Genomic DNA, 25,599 nt, shown 5'->3' with positions numbered 1-25,599 from the left:
TCCCGCGGGAGAGGGCAACAGACCTCACTGCGCCTTACTCCGGCAGCGTCCAGTCTCCGTCATTGAGTGAGCGCTGCATGATCACCGTATCCCGCCAGTCACCTTTCTTATACCCAACGCTGCGTAACTGACCGACGATTTCGAAGCCGTATTTCTTATGCAGCCGTAACGAGCCGGCATTGTTGTTGCCATCCCCCACAACGGCAATCATCTGCCGCCACGGTCCTTGCTCGCAGCGGGCGATCAGCGCATCCATCAGGACGGAGCCAAAACCACGACCGGTAGTACTCGCATCCACGTAAATCGACTCTTCCAGAGTGTAGCGATAGGCATGGCGCGGACGGTATGGCGTCGCGTAGCAGTAGCCTACGACGATGCCGCGATACAGTGCGACAAGCCACGGTAAGCCATTCTCGGCCACGCTTTTCATTCGCTGACGCATTTCATCAATGGTGGGGGGAACTTCTTCAAAGGATGCGCGCCCGTGAAGCACATGCCAGGCGTAGATAGCGGCGATAGCATGCACATCGTCGGGAAGGGCATCGCGCACTTCCACTTCGGTTTCGGATAAAATATCAACAGCCGACATGATGTGCCTGCTCCTCGTAACAGATGCCGGAGAAACGTTTCTCCGGCGACAGAACGCTACTCTAGTACGATTAAGGCGCGCTTAACAATCTCTCAAATTTGGCTGTGGGAATTAATCAGACGCTTGCGTCACGGGCTGCTCCGCGTCAGGACTCTCTTTCCAGTATTTATTCCGCGTTGTTTTACCAATGCCGGGGTTCATGCTGTTTGTGGGGTCATTCTCGCGATAAAACTGCTTAAGTGCGTCAGGAGCCTTATAAAGATGCCCCACGTTATGTTCCGCAGGATATTGTGCGCCTCGCGCGTGCAGCAGCGCGAGCATCTGCTCTTTCAGCGCGTGCGCATCCACCCCTTTCTTAACGATGTAATCCTGGTGGAAGACGTAGCACATAAAGTGGCCGTAATAGAGCTTGTGGACCAGCTTGCTGTCAATTTCCGGCGGCAGGTGTTCAAACCACTCGGTATCGTTGCGGCGAAGGGCGATATCCAGCGCCAGAATGTCTTCCACCTCGTCTGAATGCACCGCCTGATAACGAATGGCGGCACCCGCAGCGGCGAAACGGTGCAGGAAGGCTTTGCTGCCCTCTTCAGGGGTACAGGCAAAGAAATCGCCTTCGGCAGTTTTGAAGAATTCATTGAGCCAGGTTTGCGCTTCGGCAATTCCGTCCCCGGCCATTTTCAGCAGCAGGTGATGCTCGTACTTATCGCGCCAGGTTTTCATCCGCTCCGGCAGATGTGACGGGAAGACGTTGCCCAGTTTCTGCATAAAGCGGTCGGTAAAGTGGGGTTTAAACAGCGGCACTTTTTCCAGCATCGCGTCGGTACGGCCCTTCATGGTGAAGAAGAACGGCATTTTATCGGTGCCGAGCTTGTCGATCATCAGGAACGTATCTTTGCCGTAGCGTTCCGCGATGTCGTAAATATCACGGTGCATGTACTCGCCCGCCACCGGAAGGTGAGCGAACTCGCCCAGAATATGACGACGGATCTCGGTCAGCACGTCCGGCTGATTGGTGCCGATGTAGAACACCTGCTGTTTTTTCTCGGCCGGGAAGGTGTCGAGGCGCACGGCAAAAACAGCCAGCTTGCCCGCACAGCCCGAAGATTCAAAAAGGCGGTCAGGGTCGGCGTTGTAACGTGCCGGGGTATCCGCTTCGATATCCCGCACGCGGGTGATGTAATCGTGGTCGTGAGCATGACGACCATCGTGCTGGACGTCTTCATCTTTCACCCGATCGTCGTCGAGCTTACTCAGGATCTGCTCCGGCGTAACGCCAAGATCAATGCCCAGATGGTTGACCAGGGTCAGCTTGCCGTTTTCATCGATACGGGCAAAAAGTGACATCTCGGTGTAAGCCGGGCCGCGCTGCACCAGCGAACCGCCGGAGTTATTGCAGATCCCGCCGATCACGGAGGCGCCAATACAGGATGAGCCAATGACCGAATGCGGTTCTCGTCCCAGCGGCTTAAGCGCTTTTTCAAGGGAGTAGAGCGTCGTGCCAGGGAACGCGAGCACCTGCTCGCCTTTATCCAGCAGATGCAATTTGTCGAGACGCAGGGTGCTGATGATCACGATGTCACGATCGTAATCGTTGCCGTTCGGCGTTGAGCCTTCAGTCAGGCCGGTGTTAGCCGCCTGCATGAGAATAATTTTGTCGGCGGCCACGCAGGCGCTCAGGACGCGCCAGAGTTCAAGCAGCGTGCCGGGAAATACCACCGCCAGCGCCTCGCCCTGACCGGAACGAAAGCCCTTACGGTAGCGGGCGGTTTTTGCCGGGTCGGTAAGCAGGTGAGAGGAGCCAACCAGGCGCGACAGTTCGTTAATAAACGTCGTGTTATCGTGAGTTCGAACAGAAGACATCTTCCACTCCTTGTGGTGGGGCAAATTTCTCGCTGTAAAGCATAGCGCGATTAACTGTTAAGCGGTCGAGTATTCACGAGAAAAATCAGAGAATAACCCTGCAACGTTCTGAGGGTTTGTGGCACACTGCGCTTTTCGCACGGTCTGGCCGAGTTCTTCCGGCGGTTATTGATGAGAGAGTAAAACGACATGAAATGGCTATGTTCTGTAGGTGTCGCCGTCAGCCTGGCGCTGCAACCTGCGCTGGCAGAGGATTTGTTTGGCAATCACCCGCTCACGCCTGAAGCCCGGGACGCGTTTGTCACGGAATTGCTCAAGAAAATGACGGTCGATGAGAAAATTGGCCAGTTGCGTCTTATCAGCGTCGGCCCGGATAACCCGAAAGAGGCCATCCGCGAGATGATCAAAGACGGGCAGGTCGGGGCTATTTTTAACACCGTCACCCGCCCGGATATCCGCAAAATGCAGGATCAGGTGATGGAACTCAGTCGCCTGAAAATTCCGCTGTTCTTCGCCTATGACGTGGTGCACGGTCAGCGTACCGTCTTCCCTATTAGCCTTGGCCTGGCATCGTCCTTTAACCTTGATGCGGTGAAAACCGTGGGGCGCGTTTCCGCCTATGAAGCGGCGGATGATGGCCTGAATATGACCTGGGCACCGATGGTGGACGTCTCCCGCGATCCGCGCTGGGGCCGCGGCTCAGAAGGGTTCGGTGAAGATACCTATTTAACAGCCACGATGGGGAAAACCATGGTGGAAGCGATGCAGGGTAAGAGCCCGGCAGATCGCTACGCGGTGATGACCAGCGTCAAACACTTTGCGGCCTATGGCGCCGTTGAAGGGGGTAAAGAGTACAACACCGTGGATATGAGCTCGCAGCGGCTGTTCAACGACTACATGCCACCGTACAAAGCGGGGCTGGATGCCGGCAGCGGCGCGGTGATGGTGGCGCTGAACTCCCTCAACGGCACGCCGGCGACCTCCGATTCGTGGCTGCTGAAAGACGTTCTGCGTGACCAGTGGGGCTTTAAGGGCATTACCGTCTCTGACCACGGCGCCATTAAAGAGCTCATTAAGCACGGTACCGCCTCCGATCCGGAAGACGCGGTACGCGTGGCGCTCAAGTCCGGCATTAACATGAGCATGAGCGACGAGTACTACAGCAAATACCTGCCGGGGCTGGTGAAGAGCGGTAAGGTGACCATGGCGGAGCTGGATGACGCCACGCGCCACGTGCTGAACGTGAAATATGATATGGGGCTGTTTAACGACCCGTACAGCCACCTGGGGCCGAAAGATTCTGACCCGGTAGACACCAACGCGGAAAGCCGTCTGCACCGCAAAGAGGCCCGCGATGTGGCACGCGAAAGCCTGGTGCTGCTGAAAAACCGCCTCGACACGCTGCCGCTGAAGAAATCCGGCACCATTGCCGTGGTGGGCCCGCTGGCTGACAGCAAGCGCGACGTGATGGGGAGCTGGTCTGCAGCGGGGGTGGCCGATCAGTCCGTCACGGTGCTGACCGGTATCAAGAACGCCGTGGGTGAGAACGCGAAAGTGGTTTACGCCAAAGGGGCGAACGTCACCAACGATAAAGACATTGTCACCTTCCTCAATCAGTACGAAGAGGCGGTGAAGGTCGATCCGCGTTCGCCGAAAGAGATGATTGATGAAGCGGTGAACACCGCTAAGCAATCTGACGTGGTTGTCGCGGTAGTGGGTGAAGCGCAAGGGATGGCGCATGAGGCCTCCAGCCGTACCGACATCACCATTCCGCAAAGCCAGCGCGATCTGATTGCCGCCCTGAAGGCGACCGGCAAGCCGCTGGTGCTGGTGCTGATGAACGGTCGTCCGCTGGCGCTGGTCAAAGAAGACCAGCAGGCCGACGCGATCCTGGAAACCTGGTTCGCCGGTACTGAAGGCGGTAACGCGATTGCCGACGTGCTGTTTGGCGATTACAACCCGTCAGGCAAGCTGCCAATGTCCTTCCCGCGCTCGGTCGGGCAGATCCCGGTTTACTACAGCCACCTGAATACCGGCCGTCCGTACAACGCCGACAAACCGAATAAGTACACCTCCCGTTACTTCGATGAAGCGAACGGCCCGCTGTATCCGTTTGGTTACGGTCTGAGCTACACCACCTTCAAGGTTTCTGACGTCAAAATGTCTGCGCCGACCCTGAAGCGTGACGGCAAAGTTACCGCAAGCGTCGAGGTGAGCAACACCGGTAAACGAGAAGGGGCAACGGTCATTCAGATGTACGTCCAGGATGTGACCGCCTCCATGAGCCGTCCGGTGAAACAGCTGCGTGGCTTCGAGAAGGTCAACCTGAAGCCGGGCGAAACCAAAACCATCAGCTTCCCCATCGACGTGGATGCGCTGAAGTTCTGGAACCAGCAGATGAAATATGATGCGGAGCCAGGCAAGTTTAACGTCTTTATCGGGGTCGATTCCGCCCGCGTTAATAAAGGCGAGTTCGAGCTGCTCTGACGTTTCCCTCCCTTGCATCCCCCGCTTTGCGGGGGATGCGTCTTACCTTATGTTAAAAAGGCATTTTGACGGTTAATTCCACCGTTTTAAGCTACGCTTTTCTCTCAAGCCTCTGAAAAAGGCAGCAAAAAAATGAGGACAGTGGAATGACGATTGCAAAGGGGATGTTGGGTTCAGCGGTGTTACTGGCGGCGCTGAGTCTGCCATTACAGGCGGCAGAACCGGTAAAAGTGGGTTCCAAGATAGATACCGAAGGCGCGCTGCTCGGTAACATTATTCTGCAGGTACTGGAAAGCCACGGTGTTAAAACCGTCAATAAAGTCCAGCTGGGAACCACGCCTGTGGTACGCGGCGCGATTACCTCCGGCGAGCTGGATATCTACCCGGAATACACCGGCAACGGCGCGTTCTTCTTCAAAGATGAAAACGATCCGGCGTGGAAAAATGCCAAAGCCGGGTATGAAAAAGTCAAAAAACTCGACGCTGAGCAAAATAAGCTGGTCTGGCTGACGCCGGCGCCGGCCAACAATACCTGGACCATCGCGGTGCGCAAGGACGTGGCGGAGAAAGGAAAGCTGACCTCGCTTGCGGATTTGAGTCGCTACCTGAAAGAGAAGGGTGACTTTAAGCTTGCGGCTTCCGCTGAGTTTATTGAGCGTCCGGATGCGCTGCCGGCGTTTGAAAAAGCCTATGATTTCAAACTGGATCAGGCCCAGCTGCTCTCTCTGGCGGGCGGTGATACCGCGGTGACCATCAAAGCCGCTGCGCAGCAAACGTCGGGCGTTAATGCGGCGATGGCTTACGGCACCGACGGCCCGGTCGCGGCGCTTGGCCTGCAAACCTTAACCGATCCAAAAGGCGTCCAGCCGATTTACGCCCCGGCACCTGTCGTGCGGGAAGCGGTACTTAAAGCGTACCCGGATATTGCTGAATGGCTCAAACCGGTCTTCGAAAAGCTGGATGCAAAAACGCTGCAACAGCTGAATGCCAGCATTGCCGTTGAGGGACTGGATGCCAAAAAAGTGGCCGCCGATTTCCTGAAACAACAAGGGCTTGTGAAGTAACAGGACAGGGCTGTGCCAATAAAATGTCATAACCGCGTACTGCTGCTGTTGGCCTGTGTGGCCATCGCGGCGGTCGCGTTACCGTTTGTGAATGTGGCCCCGAATCGCCTGATGTCGGGGGAGAGTCGCTCGCTCTGGCAGGTCTGGTCATTTACGCCGTGGTTACTGGTGACGGCACTGGGCGCGTGGGTTGCGTTGTCGCTCTGGCAAGGACGCACGGCTCAGTGGCTGACGCTGCTGCTTTGTGAAGGGCTGTTTATCGCCTTATTCTGGGGAGGCGGGCTTGCGGCAACACACATGACCTCGGCGGAAAGTCCGCTGGCAAGAACCTCTGTGGGTAGCGGTTTGTGGCTCTGGCTGGCGCTGTGTCTGCTGGCCTGCAGCGACGCTATTCGCCGTCTTATCTCAACATCCGTCTGGCGCTGGATACTCAATGCCCAGATATGGTGTATTCCGCTGCTGCTGCTGTTTAGCGGTGAGCTGAATAATCTCTCGCTGTTAAAAGAGTACGCCAACCGTCAGGAGGTGTTTAATGACGCCCTGGCGCAACACCTCACGATCCTCTTCGGCACCCTGATCCCGGCCTTACTGCTCGGCATACCGCTGGGTATGTGGTGCTATCGCCATCCTTCACGTCAGGGCGGGGTGTTTGCCGTGCTGAATGTAATTCAGACCATCCCGTCCGTCGCTCTGTTTGGCCTGTTGATTGCTCCGCTGGCCGGGCTGGTGAAGTCGTTCCCGGTACTGGGAACGATGGGGATCGCCGGAACCGGTTTAACGCCAGCCCTTATCGCGCTGGTGCTCTATGCGCTGCTGCCGCTGGTGCGCGGCGTGGTGGCCGGGCTGAGCCAGGTCGCGCCGGACGTGCTGGAAAGTGCCCATGCAATGGGGATGAGCGCGAGACAATGTTTCTGGAAGATCCAGCTGCCGCTGGCTTTGCCCCTGCTGCTGCGCAGCCTGCGGGTGGTGGCGGTGCAAACCGTTGGCATGGCGGTGATTGCGGCGCTGATCGGCGCGGGCGGCTTTGGCGCGCTGGTTTTCCAGGGGCTGTTGAGTAGCGCCCTGGACCTGGTGTTATTGGGCGTGGTGCCCACGATTGCGCTGGCGGTTGTCATCGACGCGCTGTTTGCCTTATGGCTCGCGCTGCTCAGGAGAAGAGCCAATGATTGAATTTCACGATGTCAGTAAAACCTTTGCGGGTCGTCCGGCGGCAAGCCATCTCAACCTGAATTTTGCCGAGGGCGCATTTTCCGTGCTGATTGGCACATCGGGGTCGGGAAAATCCACCACCCTGAAGATGATTAACCGCCTGGTTGAACATGACAGCGGTCTGATCCGCTTTGCCGGAGAGGAGATCCGCAGCCTGCCTGTGCTGGAACTGCGTCGTCGTATGGGATATGCCATCCAGTCTATCGGCCTGTTCCCGCACTGGACGGTCGCGCAGAACATCGCCACCGTGCTGCAGCTGGAGAAATGGTCGCGGGCAAAAACTGCCGACCGGGTTGATGAACTGATGTCTCTGCTCGGGTTAGAACCTGCGCTACGTGACCGCTACCCGCACCAGCTTTCCGGAGGCCAGCAGCAGCGGGTGGGCGTGGCGCGTGCGCTGGCGGCCAATCCGCAGGTGTTACTGATGGATGAACCCTTCGGCGCGCTGGATCCGGTCACGCGTGCCGCACTGCAGGCGGAAATGACCCGCATTCATCGCATTCTGGGGCGAACAATCATTCTTGTGACGCACGATATTGATGAGGCGCTGCGTCTGGCCGACCATCTGGTGCTGATGGACCATGGTGAGGTGGTGCAGCAGGGGACGCCGCTTGAGCTGCTGACCTGGCCGAAAAACGATTTTGTGCGTGAGTTTTTTGGCCGCAGCGAGCTGGGCGTCAGGCTGCTCTCGCTGCGTACGGTCAGCGACTATATGCGTCGACAGGACGCGACGGTGCGTGGCGAGCCTCTGCAGGAACAGATGAGCTTGCGGGATGCGCTTTCGGCGTTTGTTGCCCGTCAGTGTGAAGTGTTGCCCGTTGCGGATGCCCGGGGCGCGCCAAGTGGCACCCTGCATTTTCGCGATCTGCTGGCAGGGGAGGTGACACGTGAAGGCTCTTCGTGATCCGCTGCTCTGGCTGGTCGTGCTCTTTGTCGCTTTGCTGTTCCTGATGCCGCACAGCGCGGCGCTGTTTAGCACGCTCTTCCCCGACTTGCCGCGCCCGGTGTATCAGCAGGAGAGTTTTATTAATCTTGCCCTGGCCCATCTCTGGCTGGTGGTGCTCTCTAGTGCCATCGCTATTGTACTGGGCGTGGGGGCGGGCATCGTGGTCACGCGGCCCGCGGGACGTGAGTTTCGCCCGCTGGTGGAGACCATTGCGGCGATTGGCCAGACGTTTCCGCCGGTGGCGGTGCTGGCGATTGCAGTGCCGGTGATGGGCTTTGGTCAGCAACCGGCCATCATTGCGCTGATTTTATACGGTGTGTTGCCCATTCTGCAGGGTACGCTGGCCGGTATTGCGGCGGTACCTGCGTCGGTACTGAGCGTCGCTGAAGGGATGGGGATGAGTCGCGCAGAGCGGCTGCGCAAAGTTGAACTCCCCCTGGCGGCACCGGTCATCCTTGCGGGGATCCGTACGTCGGTGATCATCAATATCGGGACGGCGACCATTGCGTCGACGGTGGGGGCCAACACCCTGGGAACGCCGATTATCATCGGCTTAAGCGGGTTCAATACGGCCTATATTGTGCAGGGGGCGTTGCTGGTCGCGCTGGCGGCAATCGTCGTCGATCGCGTTTTTGAGCGTCTGGCGCAGTATCTCAGCCGACACCGCCACGAACAATAAACGAATACCCGGCCAGCATCACGCCGCCGATACCGCTTACGGCCATCAGAACAAAAAGGGTAATTACGGCCAGTTTGGTTGCCTTCATCATGTGCTCCTGTTGTTAACGGAACAATTATACGGTGAAGCGCAGCTGTTAATGAACCATTAAATGCCGTTACGGCTCTTCCGGGCCAAGCGAGTAAACCGGGTAACCATGTTCACGCCATTCCGTCATCAGCTGTTGCTGTGAGGCGGAAGGCACTTCCCCGCACCAGACCAGCAGGGTCTGGCCGTCGAACAATTCAGGGCGAAATTGCGCCAGCGAGTGCACAAGGACATCAACGCGCCAGCCATTCTGGGTGGCAATCCAGGCCTCCAGCCACAGACGAGTAGTATCGTGCACGTTCCAGCCGACCACCAGCGCGTCTTTTCCGTGCTTGTTCTTCGCCGAGGCAAGGCAGACGGCAATATAGTTGATCAGGACGCCGTCGAGCATACTCAGCAGCGCCTGCAGGGTGGTCTGCTGGCACTGCAGGCGTCGACGGAGCGGGATGAAAAGATGCGTGATCAGCGTTTGCGCGGGATAATCGCGCCCTTGTTCTTTTATCCATGCGCGCAGGCGCTGCAGATTGCCCGCCTGCAGAAGGCGCAGCAACGTTTCCTGTTGTTCGCGCCAGAGAAGCTGCGTGTCAGGATCGTCATGGCTGAGCAGGGATTTCACTTTGCCAACCTGCACACCGTTATCGATCCAGCTTTTGATCTCGCGGATCCGGTCGATATCGGCATCGTTGAAGAGACGATGGCCTCCGTCCGTTCTCTGCGGTTTGAGTAATCCATACCGTCGCTGCCATGCCCGTAGCGTGACGGGATTGATATCACAAAGGAGTGCCACTTCACCGATTGTGTAAAGCGCCATATTCGCCCCCTGGCTTACGCGTCCCCAGCTTAACTGTAGTCCCTGTTTACTGAACCAGGAAGAAATGGTTGTTTTTTGCACGAATAATGCGAAGCAGGCGTTAGGTTCGGCAAAAGGTGTGATGCCGGGCACGAATTGCAGCTTTTTTGCCGCGCTTCAAAGAAAGTTTACCGCCAGCAGTGTATGTTACGCGTTTTGAGGGTGTGCGGTTTTGAGTATGTACGAGTTTAATCTGGTGCTGCTGTTGCTTCAGCAGATGTGCGTGTTTCTTGTCATCGCCTGGTTGATGAGTAAAACGCGTCTGTTCATTCCGCTGATGCAAGTTACCGTACGCCTGCCGCACAAGCTGCTCTGCTATGTGACCTTCTCTATTTTCTGCATTATGGGAACCTATTTTGGTCTCCATATCGAAGACTCCATTGCCAATACGCGAGCCATCGGTGCCGTGATGGGCGGGTTGCTTGGCGGCCCTGTGGTCGGTGGGCTGGTCGGGTTAACCGGTGGTCTGCATCGGTATTCGATGGGTGGCATGACGGCGCTGAGCTGTATGATCTCAACGATCGTCGAAGGGCTGCTCGGCGGCCTGGTTCACAGCTATATGATTAAGCGCGGTCGTCCGGATAAAGTCTTTAGCCCGCTCACCGCCGGGGCGATCACCTTTGTCGCTGAAATGGCGCAAATGGCCATCATCTTGCTGATTGCCCGGCCGTTTGACGATGCGCTCCATCTGGTGAGCAATATCGCCGCCCCGATGATGGTGACGAATACCGTGGGTGCTGCGCTGTTTATGCGTATTTTGCTCGACAAGCGCGCCATGTTTGAGAAGTACACCTCGGCGTTTTCCGCGACGGCCCTGAAGGTCGCCGCCTCGACGGAGGGGATCCTGCGTCAGGGCTTTAACGAAGAGAACAGCATGAAGGTGGCGCAGGTGCTTTATAAGGAGCTGGATATCGGCGCGGTGGCGATAACCGACCGTGAACGGTTGCTGGCTTTTACCGGCACGGGCGACGACCACCATCTGCCCGGGAAACCGATCTCCTCCGCCTATACGTTGCGCGCCATTGAAACCGGCGAAGTGGTGTATGCCGACGGCAACGAAGTTCCTTACCGCTGTTCGCTGCACCCGCAGTGCAAACTGGGCTCCACGCTGGTCATTCCGCTGCGCGGGGAAAACCAGCGGGTAATGGGCACCATAAAGCTTTATGAAGCGAAAAACCGTCTGTTCAGCTCTATCAACCGTACGCTGGGAGAGGGCATCGCTCAGCTGCTCTCCGCGCAGATCCTCGCCGGGCAGTATGAGCGTCAGAAAGCGTTGCTGACGCAATCCGAAATTAAACTCCTGCACGCTCAGGTGAATCCGCATTTCCTGTTCAATGCGCTTAATACGCTCAAAGCGGTGATCCGCCGCGACAGCGATCAGGCCGCGCAGCTGGTTCAGTTCCTGTCGACGTTTTTCCGTAAGAACCTTAAGCGTCCGTCCGAGATTGTGACCCTGGCCGATGAAATAGAACATGTTAATGCCTACCTGCAGATTGAGCAGGCCCGCTTCCAGACTCGTCTGCAGGTGTCCTTGTCCGTCCCGGATGAGCTGGCGTATCAGCACCTTCCAGCCTTTACCCTGCAGCCTATTGTGGAAAACGCCATTAAACACGGTACGTCACAGCTGTTGGGAATTGGGGAGATCACCATTTCCGCCAGCCGCTTTAACCATCATCTGGTGCTAGATATTGAAGATAACGCCGGGCTTTACGTGCCTTCCACCTCAGGCGGATTAGGGATGAGCCTGGTGGATAAACGCCTGCGCGCGCACTTTGGTGATGACTGTGGCATTACCGTTGCCTGTGAGCCCGACCGATTCACCCGTATTACATTACGACTGCCGCTGGAGGAAAACGCATGCTAAGAGTGCTGATTGTGGATGATGAGCCGTTAGCACGGGAAAACCTGCGCGTTCTGTTGCAGGAGCAGCCTGACATTGAGATTGTGGGGGAGTGCGCAAACGCCATTGAGGCCATTGGCGCCGTGCACAAACTGCGCCCGGACGTGCTGTTCCTCGACATTCAGATGCCCCGAATTAGCGGTCTGGAGATGGTCGGAATGCTCGACCCGGAGCATCGCCCCTACATTGTGTTTTTGACCGCCTTCGATGAATACGCCGTCAAAGCCTTTGAGGAGCACGCATTCGATTATTTACTGAAACCGATTGAAGAGAAGCGTCTTGAAAAGACCCTCAGCCGTTTGCGCCAGGAGCGCACCGTGCAGGATGTCACGCTGTTGCCGGAAAACCAGCAGCCGCTGAAGTTTATCCCCTGCACCGGCCACAGTCGGATTTACCTTCTGCAGATGGACGATGTGGCGTTTGTCAGCAGCCGTTTGAGCGGCGTATTTGTTACCAGCGCGGAGGGGAACGAAGGCTTTACCGAACTGACGCTGCGGACGCTGGAGAGCCGAACGCCGCTCGTTCGTTGCCATCGCCAGTATCTGGTGAACATGGCGCACCTGAAAGAGATCCGGCTGGAAGACAACGGACAGGCAGAGCTGGTGCTGCGTGCCGGGCAAACCGTCCCCGTCAGTCGCCGCTACCTTAAGAGTTTGAAAGAGGCGATCGGCCTGTAAAACTGATACACTGCGCCCCATTGCATCATCGACAGTTAAGTTAAAGGCACCCATGCTCAGTAATGATATTCTCCGTAGCCTGCGCTACACCCTGAAAGCAAACAATAACGATATGGTGCGCATTCTTGCGCTTGCTGGCATGGAGTCCACCTCTGCCGGTTTCGACACCTGGATGACAAAAGAGGATGAAGAGGGGTTTGTTCGCTGCCCTGACATTATCCTGTCTGGCTTCCTGAACGGCCTCATCTACGACAAGCGCGGGAAAGATGACTCAGCACCAGAACTGGCGCTTGAGCGTCGGGTGAATAACAACACGGTGCTGAAAAAGCTGCGTATCGCGTTTTCACTGAAAACAGACGACATTCTGGCGATTATGACAGAGCAGAAGCACCGCGTGTCGATGCCGGAGATCACCGCCATGATGCGTGCGCCGGACCATAAGAACTACCGCGAGTGCGGCGACCAGTTTTTGCGTTATTTTTTACGCGGACTGACTCACCGGGTGCATCACGCTAAGCCGTGAGTGGTACCAGGGCGTGAAGGATGAAGAGGCAAAAAAAAGCCGGAGATTATCTCCGGCTTTTTTATTATTTCACCTGCTGACCTGGTTTGGCGCCTTCATCAGGGCTTAACAGGAAGATATCTTTCCCGCCAGGACCTGCCGCCATCACCATGCCTTCCGAGATGCCAAAGCGCATTTTGCGCGGTGCCAGGTTGGCGACCATCACGGTCTGACGGCCAATCAGCACCTGCGGATCAGGATAGGCAGAACGGATACCGGAGAAGACGTTACGCTTCTCTCCGCCCAGATCCAGCGTCAGGCGCAGCAGTTTGTCCGAGCCTTCGACAAATTCCGCGTTTTCAATCAGTGCGACACGCAGATCGACCTTGGCGAAATCATCAAAGGTAATGGTCTCCTGAATCGGATCGTCTGCCAGCGGGCCAGTCACCGGCGCAGCGGCAGCCTTCACCTCTTCTTTAGACGCTTCCACCAGGGATTCTACCTGCTTCATCTCGATGCGGTTGTACAGCGCCTTGAAGGTATTCACCTTGTGGCCGAGCAGCGGCTGCTGGATAGCATCCCAGGTCAGCTCGGTGTTGAGGAACGCTTCAGCGCGGGAGGCCAGCTGTGGCAGTACCGGCTTCAGCCAGGTCATCAGCACGCGGAACATGTTCAGGCCCATGGTGCAGATCGCCTGCAGGTCGGCGTCGCGGCCTTCCTGTTTCGCGACAACCCACGGTGCCTGCTCGTCAACGTAGCGGTTAGCCACGTCAGCCAGCGCCATGATTTCACGAATCGCTTTACCGAACTCACGGCTTTCCCAGGCTTCGCCAACCGCCGCGGCGGCGTCGGTGAAGGTTTTGTACAGCTCAGGATCGGCCAGTTCGGCAGACAGCACGCCGTCGAAACGCTTGGCGATAAAGCCTGCGTTACGGGAAGCCAGGTTCACGACTTTGTTGACGATGTCGGCGTTCACGCGCTGCACGAAATCTTCCAGGTTCAGGTCGATATCGTCGATGCGGGAAGAGAGCTTCGCCGTGTAGTAGTAACGCAGGCTGTCCGCGTCGAAGTGGTTCAGCCAGGTGCTGGCTTTGATGAACGTACCGCGAGATTTGGACATCTTCGCGCCGTTGACCGTCACATAGCCGTGCACAAACAGGTTGGTTGGTTTACGGAAGTTACTGCCTTCCAGCATCGCCGGCCAGAACAGGCTGTGGAAGTAAACAATGTCTTTGCCGATAAAGTGATACAGCTCGGCGTCGGAATCTTTCTTCCAGTATTCGTCAAAGCTGACGGTGTCGCCGCGCTTGTCGCACAGGTTCTTGAAGGAACCCATGTACCCGATTGGCGCATCCAGCCAGACGTAGAAGTATTTACCCGGTGCGTTCGGAATTTCGAAACCGAAGTACGGTGCATCGCGGGAGATATCCCACTGCTGCAGACCGGATTCGAACCACTCCTGCATTTTATTCGCGACTTGCTCCTGCAGCGCGCCGCTGCGGGTCCACGCCTGCAGCATTTCGCTGAAGGACGGCAGGTCGAAGAAGAAGTGCTCGGAATCACGCATTACCGGTGTGGCACCCGAAACAACAGATTTCGGATCGATAAGCTCGGTCGGGCTGTAGGTTGCGCCGCACACTTCGCAGTTATCGCCATACTGATCCGGTGATTTACATTTCGGGCAGGTACCTTTGACAAAGCGGTCCGGCAGGAACATGCCTTTTTCCGGATCGTACAGCTGAGAGATGGTGCGGTTTTTAATAAAACCGTTCTCTTTCAGGCGAGAGTAGATCAGCTCCGACAGCTCACGGTTTTCGTCGCTGTGCGTGGAGTGATAGTTGTCATAGCTGATGTCAAAGCCCGCAAAATCGGTCTGATGCTCCTGACTCATTTCGGCAATCATCTGCTCTGGGGAAATCCCCAACTGCTGCGCTTTCAGCATGATCGGCGTGCCGTGGGCATCGTCCGCGCAGATGAAGTTAACCTCGTGGCCGCGCATTCGCTGGTAACGGACCCAGACATCAGCCTGGATATGCTCCAGCATGTGGCCGAGGTGGATTGAGCCGTTGGCGTACGGCAGTGCGCACGTTACCAGAATTTTCTTCGCGACTTGAGTCATAGTAGGCATTACTTCTTTTAACTGTGAAAAGGGTTTTTGATATTACCAAAAGGGGCATTATTAAGTAAGCACAAACCACGGCCTTTCAGGTAAACTTGTTCATCTAAGGTCTTATTCACAAGAACAAAGGAGTCGGGATGAGTTCTCAATCCCAGGCCAAATCACCGGAAGCCTTAAGAGCAATGGTCGCCGGGACGCTGGCTAACTTTCAGCATCCAACCCTGAAGCACAATCTCACCACGCTGAAAGCGTTACACCATGTCGCATGGCTGGACGATACGCTGCACATCGAGCTGCAGATGCCCTTCGTCTGGACCAGCGCGTTTGACGCGCTGAAAGAGCAAACCAGCTCTGAGCTGTTGCGCATTACCGGCGCGAAAGCCATTGACTGGAAGCTGACCCACAGCATCGCCACCCTCAAGCGTGTGAAAAACCACCCGGGCGTTAACGGCGTGAAAAACATCATTGCCGTCAGTTCAGGCAAGGGTGGGGTGGGTAAATCCTCCACGGCGGTAAACCTGGCGCTCGCGCTGGCAGCCGAAGGGGCGAAAGTCGGTATTCTGGACGCCGATATTTACGGACCGTCTGTGCCTAACATGCTGGGCGCGGAAAACCAGCGCCCAACCTCGCCGGATGGCACGCACATGGCGCCGATCATGGCCCACGGTCTGGCAACCAACTCCATTGGTTATCTGGTGACTGACGATAACGCCATGGTGTGGCGTGGCCCGATGGCCAGCAAAGCGCTGATGCAGATGCTGCAGGAGACAATGTGGCCCGATCTGGATTATCTGGTGCTGGATATGCCGCCGGGCACCGGTGACATTCAGCTGACGCTGGCGCAAAACATTCCGGTCACGGGAGCGGTCGTGGTGACCACCCCGCAGGACATTGCGCTGATCGACGCCAAAAAAGGCATCGTGATGTTCGAGAAAGTGGACGTGCCGGTGCTGGGTATTGTCGAGAACATGAGCATGCATATCTGCAGCAACTGCGGACACCATGAGCCTATCTTTGGCACCGGTGGGGCAGAAAAACTGGCTGCGCAGTATCACACCCAACTGCTTGGGCAGATGCCGCTGCACATCTCGCTGCGTGAAGATCTGGACAGCGGGAAGCCGACGGTCGTCAGCCGTCCGGACAGCGAATTTGCAGAGATGTATCGACAGCTGGCGGGGCGCGTTGCGGCGCAGCTTTACTGGCAGGGCGAAGTCATCCCGAGTGAAATTGCGTTTCGCGCGGTGTGAGTGCTTTAGTCTGAATTGCCGGGCGGCGTTTGCGTCTGACCCGGCCTACGGAGATAACGTGTTGTAGGCCAGCTCAGCGAAGCGTCACCCGCGTTTAACGCTGTACGTAATGCATTAAAAAGTACTCGCCTTCCGGCGAGTCACCCTTCGCTTCAATATGCCAGCCATGGCGCTGGTAAAAGGCAACAGCCCTGTCATTCTTTACCAGACACTTCAGCGAACCCGTACTGGTGAACGCGTTTTGCACCTGTTCAAGGAGCAAATGACCGACCCCGAGACGCTGATACTGCGGATCGACAAACAGATTGTGCAGGAAATTGTCGTTCGTCCACACCGACGCAAAACCCAGTCGATGCCCGTCCTGAACGGCCACCCAAATCACTTCATCGCGGGTTGCCGCGTCAAAGTCTTCAAGCTGCCACTCGGAACCGTCCAGCCATGGCCAGGCCTCGCGCCGCGCGTGGAGATAGAGTGTTCGCAAAAAGGGGCGATCGCTCTCCTGCCAGGGCCGGATTAAAATGTCATTAGCGGTGATAGAAGATATCTCCATTGTAGGCTTTGTAGATTTTGCCATCGGCATCGCCAATCAGGACGTAGTTCTCGCCCATATAGGTCCAGTGGGTACCCGCATCCGGGGCCGGCAGGTTACGCAGCTGGTACTGTTTAATGGTGTACTCAGGCGTTTGATACTGCGCCGGTGCGGTGTCGCCAATCTTGAATTTGGTGAAATCAGCGATGAACTCTTGTTCCTCATAGGCTTTAATGCCTGATGGCGCAGCGGCGGTTTGCGGGGCAGAAAATGCGGAACCCGCCAGAGACAGTAATACACCCAGAAGCAGCAATTTACGCTTAGCCATTTTTTCTCCAGTGATATCGTTACAGATACTTTTCGTCTGCGGGTTCATGGAACGCGAGGCAGACAGTCCATTTTAAGTACCAAAGCATGGTGTGTTTGAAAAAAAATGTAACAAAAGTGGACGGTTTTGTGTAGTCGTAATGACGCGCGCAGTATCACTACAGTCAATATCTCCCGAATTTGATATTTCCAATATTTATTATTTCATTAATCAATTCTGAAAATACCTTCTCACTTCGCAAATGGACTGTTCAACGCATGCTTTCCCACGTAAGAACATTTAATATCGCCTCCGTATGACATCAATCTCTTTCCATTTTTTTCAAAAGAATGGGAACGATTTTGCTTTTTTTATCGCCAGGAAGGGAAACGTTGTCTGTTTTTTGTAATACGTCCGCTAAAACAATAACCCGTTGAAAATTTTAATGTAAATGAATTTATTTTTTATCTGTTTAACAACAAACACAACAATAAAAGAACTTTTTATATAAATGAAAAATACAACGCTATTTTCACTTTTATTTCTTTCAGTCGGCCAGTTAACTGGTTGCGTATTTTCGCCAGGTCAGGATCTCAGCATTACCGGGAAAAAAGTCATGGCTGACGGAGAAGCGAATTATCAGCTCGATCAACACGTGGAAATTTATCCCCTGACCCCGGCGCTCATTGAAAAATTGCGACCGCCTGTCCTCAAATCTCAGGCAAATCCTACTCTGGATGAGCAGGTCAAAAACTGGGAATACCGCATAGGCACCGGCGACATCCTGACGGTCACCGTCTGGGATCATCCGGAATTAACCACGCCCGCAGGGCAGTATCGTACCGCGAGTGACGCGGGTAACTGGGTGAATGCGGATGGAACGCTCTTCTATCCCTACGTCGGAAAATTGCATGTTGCAGGCAAAACGGTCGCGCAGGTGCGTGAAGCAATCACCGCGCAACTGGAGAAGGTTATTGAGAGCCCGCAGGTGGATGTCAGCGTGGCGTCTTTCCGCTCACAAAAAGCCTATGTGACAGGAGAGGTGGCAAAATCAGGCCAGCAACCGATAACCAATATTCCGTTGACGGTAATGGACGCGGTCAACGCCGCAGGTGGGCTTTCAGCGGATGCCGACTGGCGTAACGTGGTTCTCACGCATAATGGCCAGGACGCGCGCCTTTCGCTCTATGCGCTGATGCAGCATGGTGATTTAAGCCAGAATAAGCTGCTGTATCCGGGCGATATCCTCTTTGTTCCGCGTAACGATGCCTTAAAAGTGTTCGTGATGGGCGAGGTGGTGAAGCAGAGCACATTGAAGATGGATCGTAGCGGAATGACCCTGGCGGAAGCCCTGGGGAATGCAGGTGGGCTGGATCAGAATATGGCCGATGCAACCGGGATTTTTGTTATTCGCTCGGTAGCGAAAAAAGGGGCGACGGACAAAATTGCCAATATCTATCAGCTCAATGCGAAGGATGCCTCCGCGATGGTACTGGGGACGGAATTCCAGCTTGAACCGTATGACATTGTCTACGTCACCACCGCGCCGTTGTCACGCTGGAATCGCGTGATCACACAGCTGGTACCTACCATCAGCGGTGTCCATGACCTGACCGAAACCGTCCGCTTCATCCGTTCATGGCCGCAATAATGTTCAACTCAATCTTAGTGGTTTGCACCGGCAATATTTGCCGTTCGCCGATGGGGGAGCGGCTGTTGCGACAACAGCTGCCCGGCAGACTTGTGACATCGGCTGGGATTTACGGATTTGAAGGACGCCCGGCGGATGCAACTGCACGGGAGGTGGCCCGGTGTTACGGCGTTTCGCTGGAGGGGCACGTGGCACGCAAGATGACGCGCAGCATGTTGCAAACTTCCGATTTAATTCTGGTGATGGAGCCGGAGCACCTGCGTTTTATTGCCGCTGTGTCGCCCGAATGTCGCGGAAAATCGCTGCTGTTTGGCCAATGGCTGGAAAACAGGGACATTCCCGATCCTTACCGCAAAAGTCGTGAAGCGTTTGAATATGTTTTCGGGCAGCTGGTAAAAGCCAGTCAGGAATGGGCTCGTCGTGTGGGTCAAAAAGGAATTAAGCATTAATGTCTTCTCATACATCAGACAAATACGGTGCTGCCGCACCGCACAGTAATGAAATCGATCTTATGCAGCTATTTGCTGAGATGATTGATCACCGCATGCTAATCGGGCTGGTCACGCTCCTGTTTACGGTGTGCGCGGGGCTCTACGCGTTTAGCGCCACGCCGGTCTACCAGGCGGATGCCCTGGTACAGATAGAAGCAAAGCAGGACAACTCGTTGCTTAAAAACTTAAGCCAGTTTGGGTCTGACCTTTCACCCGACGCCGAACCTGAACTGTTGCTGCTTAAATCGCGCATGATCCTGGGGGGAACCGTTGATAATCTGGGGCTGACATATCAGGTAAAACAGCGCGTTCTCCCGGTTGTGGGGCGCCTCTGGGAACGTCTACGCGGCAGTAAACCGGGCAACATGACGATAGGTGAGCTTACCCTGCCCCAGCAGGAGGGAAAACCGCAAGTGGTTGTCCTGACCGTGCTGGAGCAGGGCCGGTATCGCCTGGAAGGGGAGACGCTTAAGGCTGACGGTAGGGTTGGCAAACGGCTGGTGAAAGACGGGGTCACGCTTCTGGTGACCTCGCTCAGCGCGGAGCCGGGGACCCAATTTACCCTTCAAGCCTTTACCAGGCTTGAGGCAATTAACGCGCTGCAGAAGAGACTCTTTGTCGCGGAATCCGGTAAACAGAGCGGTATGATCACCCTGACGCTGACGGGTGAAGACCCGGACAGGATAGCGGTGGTGCTCAATACGATTGCTGAAAATTATCTCAACCAGAATATTGCGCGCCAGGAGGCGCAGGATTCCCGAAGTCTGGCGTTTTTGCAGGAGCAGTTACCTAAGGTCCGTCACGAACTGGATGAGGCCGAAGCACGACTGAATGCCTATCGGGCGAAGCGCGATTCCGTCGACTTATCCCTTGAGGCGAAGTCCGTACTGGATCAGGTCGTTAACGTGGAAAATCAGCTCAACGAACTGACTTTTCGTGAGGCAGAGGTTTCTCAGCTTTTCAAAAAGGATCACCCGACCTATCGCGCATTACGGGAGAAGCGACAAACGCTCGAAGAGGGACGCGCGCGCCTGAACAGCCGGGTTTCATCTATGCCTTCTACCCAGCAGGAAGTGTTGCGCCTGAGCCGTGATGTCGAGTCCGGGCGTACCATTTACCTGCAGCTGCTGACACGCCAACAGGAACTGAACATTTCACGCTCCAGCGCCATCGGCAACGTGCGGATCATTGATACCGCGGTTACGCAACCTGAGCCAATAAAACCCCGTAAAGCGCTCATTATTCTGCCTGGCGTGCTGTTAGGGCTGATGGTCTCCATGGGCTGGGTGTTGGTTCGTACTGCCTGTCGGCGAGGGATCACCTCGTCAGAGCAAATAGAAGAGCAGGGGATGCCGGTTCTGGCGACGCTGCCGCGCTCGGTCTGGCTGTGGAAAAAAACGCATTTGCGCCGAAAGCACTTTTTGGCGCCCCACGGGAAACACAAAACTTCGGATATCCCCTTCCTGCCCACAGACCGGCCAGCGGATATGTTTGTTGAAGCGATGCGCGGACTGCGTACCAGCCTGCATTTCACGATGATGGATGCCTCAAACCAGATCGTGGTGATTACGGGCCCCACGCAGAATTGCGGCAAAACGCTGGTCAGCACGTCACTGGCATCCATAGCGGCTCAGGCCGGAAAGCGGGTGCTCTTTATCGATGCGGATATGCGTAAAGGCTATGTGCATAATCTCTTTAAGCTGAACAACCATCACGGATTATCCGCTGTCCTTGAGGGAAATGTGGCATGGCAGGAGGCGATCCAGCGCGTTGATAAGGCGGGATTTGATGTTCTGACCTGCGGTCCCCAGCCATTACGTCCCGTGGAGCTGCTCATGGGAGAACGCTTCCAGGAGGTGATGTCGGGGATGAATGCACACTATGACGTTGTTATCGTTGATACACCGCCGGTGCTGGCCGTGACCGATGCGGTGCTGATTGCCAGAGTGGCTGCAACCACGTTACTGGTTGCCCGCTTTGGTAAAACCAACGTGAAAGAGACGGAAAACTGTGTAAAGCGTCTGCAGCAGATGGGGGTGCAGGTGAACGGTGCCATTCTCAATGATATCGTGAAATCTGCGGCGCTGTATTACAGCGCGGGGTATAGCCATTTCGATTACGGCTATACCCCGAAGGAAAAGCGGCGTGAGGGTTAGTGCTTCACCAGCGTGGCGAAGTAATACACCAGGGGAATGGCGAGGATCCACAGACCGACGGGGATATCGCGCCATTTCCCGGCAATCGCTTTGATAACGATATAATACAGCAGCCCGCCCGCAATACCGGTCCCGAAACTGTTGGCAATCAGCGTAATCATCACCATCATCAACACCGGCAAGCCGTCGGTGAAGTTCGCCAGATCAACCTTACGTAAACCGCTAAACATATTCAGCCCGATGAGGATCAGGGCGGGCGCTGTGGCTTCTTTCGGGATCATCAGCGCCACAGGGGTAAACAGCAGCATCAGCAGGAACATTACCGCCGCGGCCAGCGCGGTCATGCCGGTTTTGCCGCCAGCTTCCGCGGCTGCGGACGATTCAATCAGCGCCGTGGCGGCAGGAATGCCTACCCACGGGCCAATCGCGGCGGCAATGGAGTCCACCATAAACGGGCGGTTAATGTTTGGCATATTGCCTTCTTCATCCAGCAGCCCTGCTTCCCCGCCCACCGCCAGCGTTGTTCCCATGGTGGAGAAAAACTCGGAGGCGAAGAAGACAAACAGGAATGGCAGAAAAGCAATATTCAGCGCGCCCAGCATATCGACATGCCCAAGGACGGGAGCGATGGAGTGGGGCACATCGATAAAACTGGCGGGTAATTTCGTGACGCCCATCGGAATACCCACGAGGGTCGCGAGCAGGATAGCCCACAGGATCGCACCCGGAATACGACGAGCCTGCAGGCCGATAGCCAGGAACAGGCCGAGTAACGCCACCAGTGCACCGGGTGATAAAAAATCTCCCAGCATCAGTGCGTTCGTTTTGGCATTCGCCAGCACCAGCCCGGCGTTACGGAAACCGAGTACGGCGACAAACAGCCCGATGGAGGCCGTCAGCCCCAGCTTGATGGACTGCGGCACCGAGCGGGTCACCACTTCACGCAGGCCAAACCGGGTCAGCAGGAAGAATAAAATCCCCGACCAGCAGGCGATACCCAGACCAATTTGCCAGCCAATGCCTTCACTGCCCGCAAGCGTCACCCCGACCAGCACCGAGCCACCAATTCCTGGCCCGACGATAAACGGCAGGTTGGCGTAAAACGCCATCAGCAGCGTCCCGGCAACGAAGACCAGAATGGTGCCCGTGGTCGCGGCGCCTTTGTCCATTCCTCCCACGGCCAGCAGCCCCGGGATCACCACCAGCAAATAGGCGGCGGCGAGAAAACCGGTGATACCCGCCAGGCACTCGGTGCGCACGGTGCTCCCGCGTGCACGGAGTGCAAAACGACGTTCAAGCCAGCGCCCTGGTGCTGGCGAATTCACGGTATTGTCGGCCATTATCCGGCTCTCCTTCGGTATTATTGTGTGTTGTCCGGGGTTTCCCGGTAAGAAATCAGCGGATCGACAATCTGGCGCGTGCTGCCATCGGTCAGTCCAAGATCGGTCAAATGTGGCCCGGCATTACAGGCAAGGCAGGTTCCTTCGATGGCCTTAAAGACACGATACGGCGGTTCCCAGTCGGCAATCAGACTGCTGCGATCGCGCAGCGTCCTGAACTGCAGCGCCAGCTCGGCAGGTGGCAGTTCCGACAGCATGCCCGCAATCGGCATGGCAACGTGGGCAATCACGTCACCCTGTTGCGCCAGCGCCATGCCACCACCGCTGTTGATAAGCGTATTGGCAGCCAGCGCCATATCGTTCGGATCGCGGCCCAAAACCACCAGGTTGTGAGAGTCGTGCGAGTAGCTGGTGGCAATCGCCCCGCGCAGTTCCCCCCAGCCTTCAAGCAGGGCAATTTGCGGTTTTGCTGCATGACGGGCATGGCGATGCTGAACCCAGATCAGGCTAAAGCCGTCCGGGATCTGCACGCACCCGTTGCGCACCTGCACATCTGTTTCACCCCAGCGGGTAAAGCGCGCGCCGCAGATGTGGCGCAAGCGAGCCACGCCATGGTTCGCGTTGCCAATGCGCATGCAAAAATCATCAGCGGTCAGGGCAGACAACCGTACGGTATCACGCGGCAACGTAAGAGGCGTATCAGCAACGGGTTCGAGCGTTGCCCCGTCCCGGGCAATCAGCTTTCCGGCGACGTAGACCTGGCGCGCCGTCAGTTTATCCAGCGAGTCAAACACCACCAGATCCGCGCGACGCCCGGCGGCAATCAGCCCCAGGTCGTTACGCTGCAGGCGTATGGCCGCATTGAGCGTTGCAAAACGCAGTGCGTCGGTGGCCGCTAATCCATGTTCAATCAGCAGGTTCAGCAGCGCGATGATCCCGCCTTTTTCCATGAGGATGTCTGGCGGAACATCATCGGTACAAACCGTGATGTGAGACGAAAGATGGGGGAGCGTTTTCAGGGCGCTGACAATATCGGGCAGCAGATAAGGGTGCGAACCGCGGATCTCCAGCGTCAGCCCGGCACGCAGTTTTTCCAGCGCATCGTCAGCTGACGTTAACTCATGGTCAGAAGTCACGCCTGCTGCCAGATAAGCCTGTAAATCCGCACCGCTGAGACCGCGGGCATGGCCTTCAATCAGCTTTCTGCTGTCGAGCCCGGCCTGCATAATTTCAAGCATACGCTGGCTGCCATTAAGCACCCCGTGCATGTCCATCACTTCAGCCACACCGCGCACTTCCGGCCAGCCAAGCAGGGTGTTCATCTCGTCTCCGGCAAAATCCGCCCCGGACATTTCCAGGCCGGGCGTTGAGGGCACGCTTGAAGGCGCGGCGACCATCACCTGCAGCGGCAGATTGCGGCTGGCCTCAATGGCAAAACGGACGCCGTCAATGCCCAGCACGTTGGCCAGTTCATGCGGATCCCAGAAGACCGCCGTGGTGCCCTGTGCAAGTACAATCTCCGCGTAGCGGGCGGGCATAAGATGGGAGCTTTCAAGGTGGACGTGGGTATCCATCAGCCCTGGCGACAGAAACTGGTTGTTCAGCGCGTGAGTCTCATGTGCGTCGTTGCGGCTGCCGCGCGGATGGACGCTGGCAATCAGTGAGCCCACGATACCGACATCCGCTTCGCGGATCTCACCGGTGACCATATCCACAATACGGGTATCGGTGAGGAGCAGGTCAAAGGGCATTTCGCCTCGTGCAGCCTGAACGGCGCGGCGTCGGGTTTCAGCAGTCATGCAATTAACAGTTCCAGCATCAAAATAATGACGCTACTCTATGCACACGGCAAACGTTTGCCCAGCTGATAAAACTTATGGCCCGATAACCCCGGGTTATTCTGTGACGCGTGTAATGGATAATCATGACGGAACCCTGGCAGCGCTTGCCCGCGCTCTCTCTTCGACAGCTACAGTATTTTGTCACTCTGGCGCAACTGCGTCATTTTACTGATACCGCCAGCAAACTGGCTATCAGCCAGCCGGCCCTCAGCAGTGCGTTGCGGCAAATCGAGACGGTGCTTGGGGGTAAACTGGTTAACCGGACCGCCTCGGCCGTGACGTTGACGGAGCTTGGCAATGCCATCCTGCCGCACGCGCAGCGGGTGCTCAGCGTGGCGCAGCTTGCGTTTGACGACATGCAGCACATTGTTCAGGCGGGCGGCGAAGGAACGGTGCGTATCGGGCTGATCCCTTCCGTGAGTTCGCTGCTGTTCCCCTTGTTGCCCCGGACGCTCGCGCAGGCTTTTCCCCGCCTCAGGGTGGAATTTCACGATCAAACCAACGATGCGCTGGTGGCCCAGCTGCTGAAAGGGCAGATTGATTTCGGCATTGGTGCGCTCGATAACTCGGTTCCCGACCAGCTGAACGTGTTTCCCTTACAGGATGACCCGTTTGTCGCGGTCATTCACAGCGACGATCCGCTGGCCGCGTCGGCGCACCTGCCCTGGAAGCAACTGGCAGGGCGGGATATCGCCGTGTTCTCAAAAGGTAATATTCAGCGTCTGGTTGCGGCGCTCGCGGAAAGCCACCGTTTGTCGTTGCCGACACGCTATCAGGTGGACTACATCGAAACGTTGTATGGTCTGGTGCGCTCGAAACTCGCCGTGGCGATTTTACCGCAGCTCTATACCACGCACCTCCAGGACCCGCAGCTCAGGGTGGTACATCTTCAACAACCGGCCCTGGCCCGCACGGTGGCGTTAATGCGTGCCCCGCAGCCGCTTCCTCCGCTTATCGAATCCTGCTTTACGCTGATGGCCGACACGTTGCGAACGAAATGACCCGACACTTCTTTACAGCGTGATGGCGCATTGCTCGCTAAGATGACCGTCGATTCATCAAGAGGTC

Annotated in this window: 22 protein-coding genes; 13 read left to right on the top strand and 9 right to left on the bottom strand. The window is 56.4% G+C overall.

The genetic code is table 11. The features are described from left to right. Positions 1-34: 34 nt before the first annotated feature. On the bottom strand, positions 35-589 hold the full coding sequence (locus HV242_RS15055) for a GNAT family N-acetyltransferase (protein WP_020883208.1): 555 nt from the start codon (positions 587-589) through the stop codon (positions 35-37). Positions 590-700: 111 nt separating this feature from the next. Beyond that, positions 701-2,449: a D-lactate dehydrogenase gene (gene dld / locus HV242_RS15050; protein ID WP_050737097.1), complete on the bottom strand. Its 1,749-nt coding sequence runs from the start codon at positions 2,447-2,449 to the stop codon at positions 701-703. Between the two features lie 189 nt (positions 2,450-2,638). Here dld and bglX point away from each other — a divergent pair, with 189 nt between their 5' ends. From bglX to HV242_RS15025, 5 genes are all read left to right on the top strand, one after another. Further along, complete coding sequence (gene bglX / locus HV242_RS15045; protein ID WP_050737096.1) at positions 2,639-4,936, top strand: beta-glucosidase BglX; 2,298 nt, start codon at positions 2,639-2,641, stop codon at positions 4,934-4,936. 146 nt (positions 4,937-5,082) lie between these two features. Next, positions 5,083-6,000: a glycine betaine ABC transporter substrate-binding protein OsmF gene (gene osmF / locus HV242_RS15040; RefSeq protein WP_014170886.1), complete on the top strand. Its 918-nt coding sequence runs from the start codon at positions 5,083-5,085 to the stop codon at positions 5,998-6,000. 12 nt (positions 6,001-6,012) lie between these two features. Continuing rightward, positions 6,013-7,170 carry an ABC transporter permease gene (locus HV242_RS15035; protein WP_025203650.1) on the top strand — a complete coding sequence of 386 codons (1,158 nt, stop codon included), beginning with the start codon at positions 6,013-6,015 and terminating at the stop codon, positions 7,168-7,170. Further along, the gene (locus HV242_RS15030; RefSeq protein WP_032678565.1) at positions 7,163-8,113 is read left to right on the top strand and encodes an ABC transporter ATP-binding protein; all 951 of its coding nucleotides are present in this window, start codon (positions 7,163-7,165) and stop codon (positions 8,111-8,113) included. Before HV242_RS15035 ends, HV242_RS15030 begins: the two co-directional genes overlap by 8 nt. Continuing rightward, on the top strand, positions 8,097-8,834 hold the full coding sequence (locus HV242_RS15025) for an ABC transporter permease (RefSeq protein ID WP_044867649.1): 738 nt from the start codon (positions 8,097-8,099) through the stop codon (positions 8,832-8,834). Before HV242_RS15030 ends, HV242_RS15025 begins: the two co-directional genes overlap by 17 nt. Here HV242_RS15025 and HV242_RS15020 read toward each other — a convergent pair. Further along, entirely contained in the window at positions 8,809-8,922 is a 114-nt protein-coding gene (locus HV242_RS15020) for a protein YohO (protein ID WP_010433613.1), read from the bottom strand. The two genes, HV242_RS15025 and HV242_RS15020, sit on opposite strands and share 26 nt — an antisense overlap. Before the next feature lie 69 nt (positions 8,923-8,991). Then, entirely contained in the window at positions 8,992-9,732 is a 741-nt protein-coding gene (mlrA, locus tag HV242_RS15015) for an HTH-type transcriptional regulator MlrA (protein ID WP_020883214.1), read from the bottom strand. 217 nt (positions 9,733-9,949) lie between these two features. On the opposite strand from mlrA, the gene HV242_RS15010 reads away from it, so the two are divergent. Genes HV242_RS15010 through HV242_RS15000 form a run of 3 tightly spaced genes read left to right on the top strand, consistent with a single transcriptional unit; the run spans position 9,950 to position 12,871 of the window. Next, on the top strand, positions 9,950-11,635 hold the full coding sequence (locus tag HV242_RS15010; protein ID WP_025203652.1) for a sensor histidine kinase: 1,686 nt from the start codon (positions 9,950-9,952) through the stop codon (positions 11,633-11,635). Beyond that, entirely contained in the window at positions 11,629-12,348 is a 720-nt protein-coding gene (gene btsR, locus HV242_RS15005) for a two-component system response regulator BtsR (protein ID WP_020883216.1), read from the top strand. Before HV242_RS15010 ends, btsR begins: the two co-directional genes overlap by 7 nt. 52 nt (positions 12,349-12,400) lie before the next feature. Further along, the gene (locus HV242_RS15000; RefSeq protein WP_014170878.1) at positions 12,401-12,871 is read left to right on the top strand and encodes a YehS family protein; all 471 of its coding nucleotides are present in this window, start codon (positions 12,401-12,403) and stop codon (positions 12,869-12,871) included. A 64-nt stretch (positions 12,872-12,935) separates the two neighbouring features. Here HV242_RS15000 and metG read toward each other — a convergent pair whose 3' ends face one another. Then, the gene (gene metG / locus HV242_RS14995; RefSeq protein WP_020883217.1) at positions 12,936-14,969 is read right to left on the bottom strand and encodes a methionine--tRNA ligase; all 2,034 of its coding nucleotides are present in this window, start codon (positions 14,967-14,969) and stop codon (positions 12,936-12,938) included. Between the two features lie 137 nt (positions 14,970-15,106). Between metG and apbC the strand changes: the two genes are divergently transcribed. Continuing rightward, positions 15,107-16,216, top strand: coding sequence for an iron-sulfur cluster carrier protein ApbC (gene apbC / locus HV242_RS14990; protein ID WP_020883218.1), 1,110 nt, complete (start codon positions 15,107-15,109; stop codon positions 16,214-16,216). 94 nt (positions 16,217-16,310) lie between these two features. On the opposite strand, the gene HV242_RS14985 is transcribed toward apbC, so the two are convergent. Both HV242_RS14985 and HV242_RS14980 read right to left on the bottom strand, forming a co-directional pair. Further along, complete coding sequence (locus HV242_RS14985; protein WP_370385320.1) at positions 16,311-16,766, bottom strand: GNAT family N-acetyltransferase; 456 nt, start codon at positions 16,764-16,766, stop codon at positions 16,311-16,313. Further along, the gene (locus HV242_RS14980; RefSeq protein WP_008500887.1) at positions 16,741-17,073 is read right to left on the bottom strand and encodes an RcnB family protein; all 333 of its coding nucleotides are present in this window, start codon (positions 17,071-17,073) and stop codon (positions 16,741-16,743) included. Before HV242_RS14980 ends, HV242_RS14985 begins: the two co-directional genes overlap by 26 nt. Before the next feature lie 490 nt (positions 17,074-17,563). On the opposite strand from HV242_RS14980, the gene HV242_RS14975 reads away from it, so the two are divergent. Genes HV242_RS14975 through HV242_RS14965 form a run of 3 tightly spaced genes read left to right on the top strand, consistent with a single transcriptional unit; the run spans position 17,564 to position 21,350 of the window. Beyond that, complete coding sequence (locus tag HV242_RS14975) at positions 17,564-18,703, top strand: polysaccharide export protein (RefSeq protein WP_047955871.1); 1,140 nt, start codon at positions 17,564-17,566, stop codon at positions 18,701-18,703. Continuing rightward, on the top strand, positions 18,703-19,152 hold the full coding sequence (locus HV242_RS14970) for an arsenate reductase/protein-tyrosine-phosphatase family protein (RefSeq protein ID WP_050737094.1): 450 nt from the start codon (positions 18,703-18,705) through the stop codon (positions 19,150-19,152). Before HV242_RS14975 ends, HV242_RS14970 begins: the two co-directional genes overlap by 1 nt. Continuing rightward, positions 19,152-21,350 (top strand): polysaccharide biosynthesis tyrosine autokinase, encoded by a 2,199-nt coding sequence (locus HV242_RS14965; protein ID WP_050737093.1) that lies wholly within the window; start codon positions 19,152-19,154, stop codon positions 21,348-21,350. The genes HV242_RS14970 and HV242_RS14965 overlap by 1 nt, the downstream gene beginning before the upstream one ends. On the opposite strand, the gene HV242_RS14960 is transcribed toward HV242_RS14965, so the two are convergent. Then, complete coding sequence (locus HV242_RS14960; RefSeq protein ID WP_050737092.1) at positions 21,347-22,690, bottom strand: NCS2 family permease; 1,344 nt, start codon at positions 22,688-22,690, stop codon at positions 21,347-21,349. The two genes, HV242_RS14965 and HV242_RS14960, sit on opposite strands and share 4 nt — an antisense overlap. A 20-nt stretch (positions 22,691-22,710) precedes the next feature. Beyond that, positions 22,711-24,489 carry an adenine deaminase gene (locus HV242_RS14955; RefSeq protein ID WP_050737091.1) on the bottom strand — a complete coding sequence of 593 codons (1,779 nt, stop codon included), beginning with the start codon at positions 24,487-24,489 and terminating at the stop codon, positions 22,711-22,713. A gap of 122 nt (positions 24,490-24,611) precedes the next feature. Between HV242_RS14955 and HV242_RS14950 the strand changes: the two genes are divergently transcribed. Continuing rightward, positions 24,612-25,532 carry a LysR family transcriptional regulator gene (locus HV242_RS14950; RefSeq protein ID WP_160890458.1) on the top strand — a complete coding sequence of 307 codons (921 nt, stop codon included), beginning with the start codon at positions 24,612-24,614 and terminating at the stop codon, positions 25,530-25,532. Positions 25,533-25,599: the final 67 nt, after the last annotated feature.

Origin of the sequence: Enterobacter sp. RHBSTW-00593 (assembly GCF_013784105.1) — a bacterium.
Lineage (GTDB): Bacteria > Pseudomonadota > Gammaproteobacteria > Enterobacterales > Enterobacteriaceae > Enterobacter > Enterobacter ludwigii.
The sequence above is the reverse complement of the archived record's forward strand: the minus strand, read 5'-3'. Positions and strand labels throughout refer to the sequence as shown.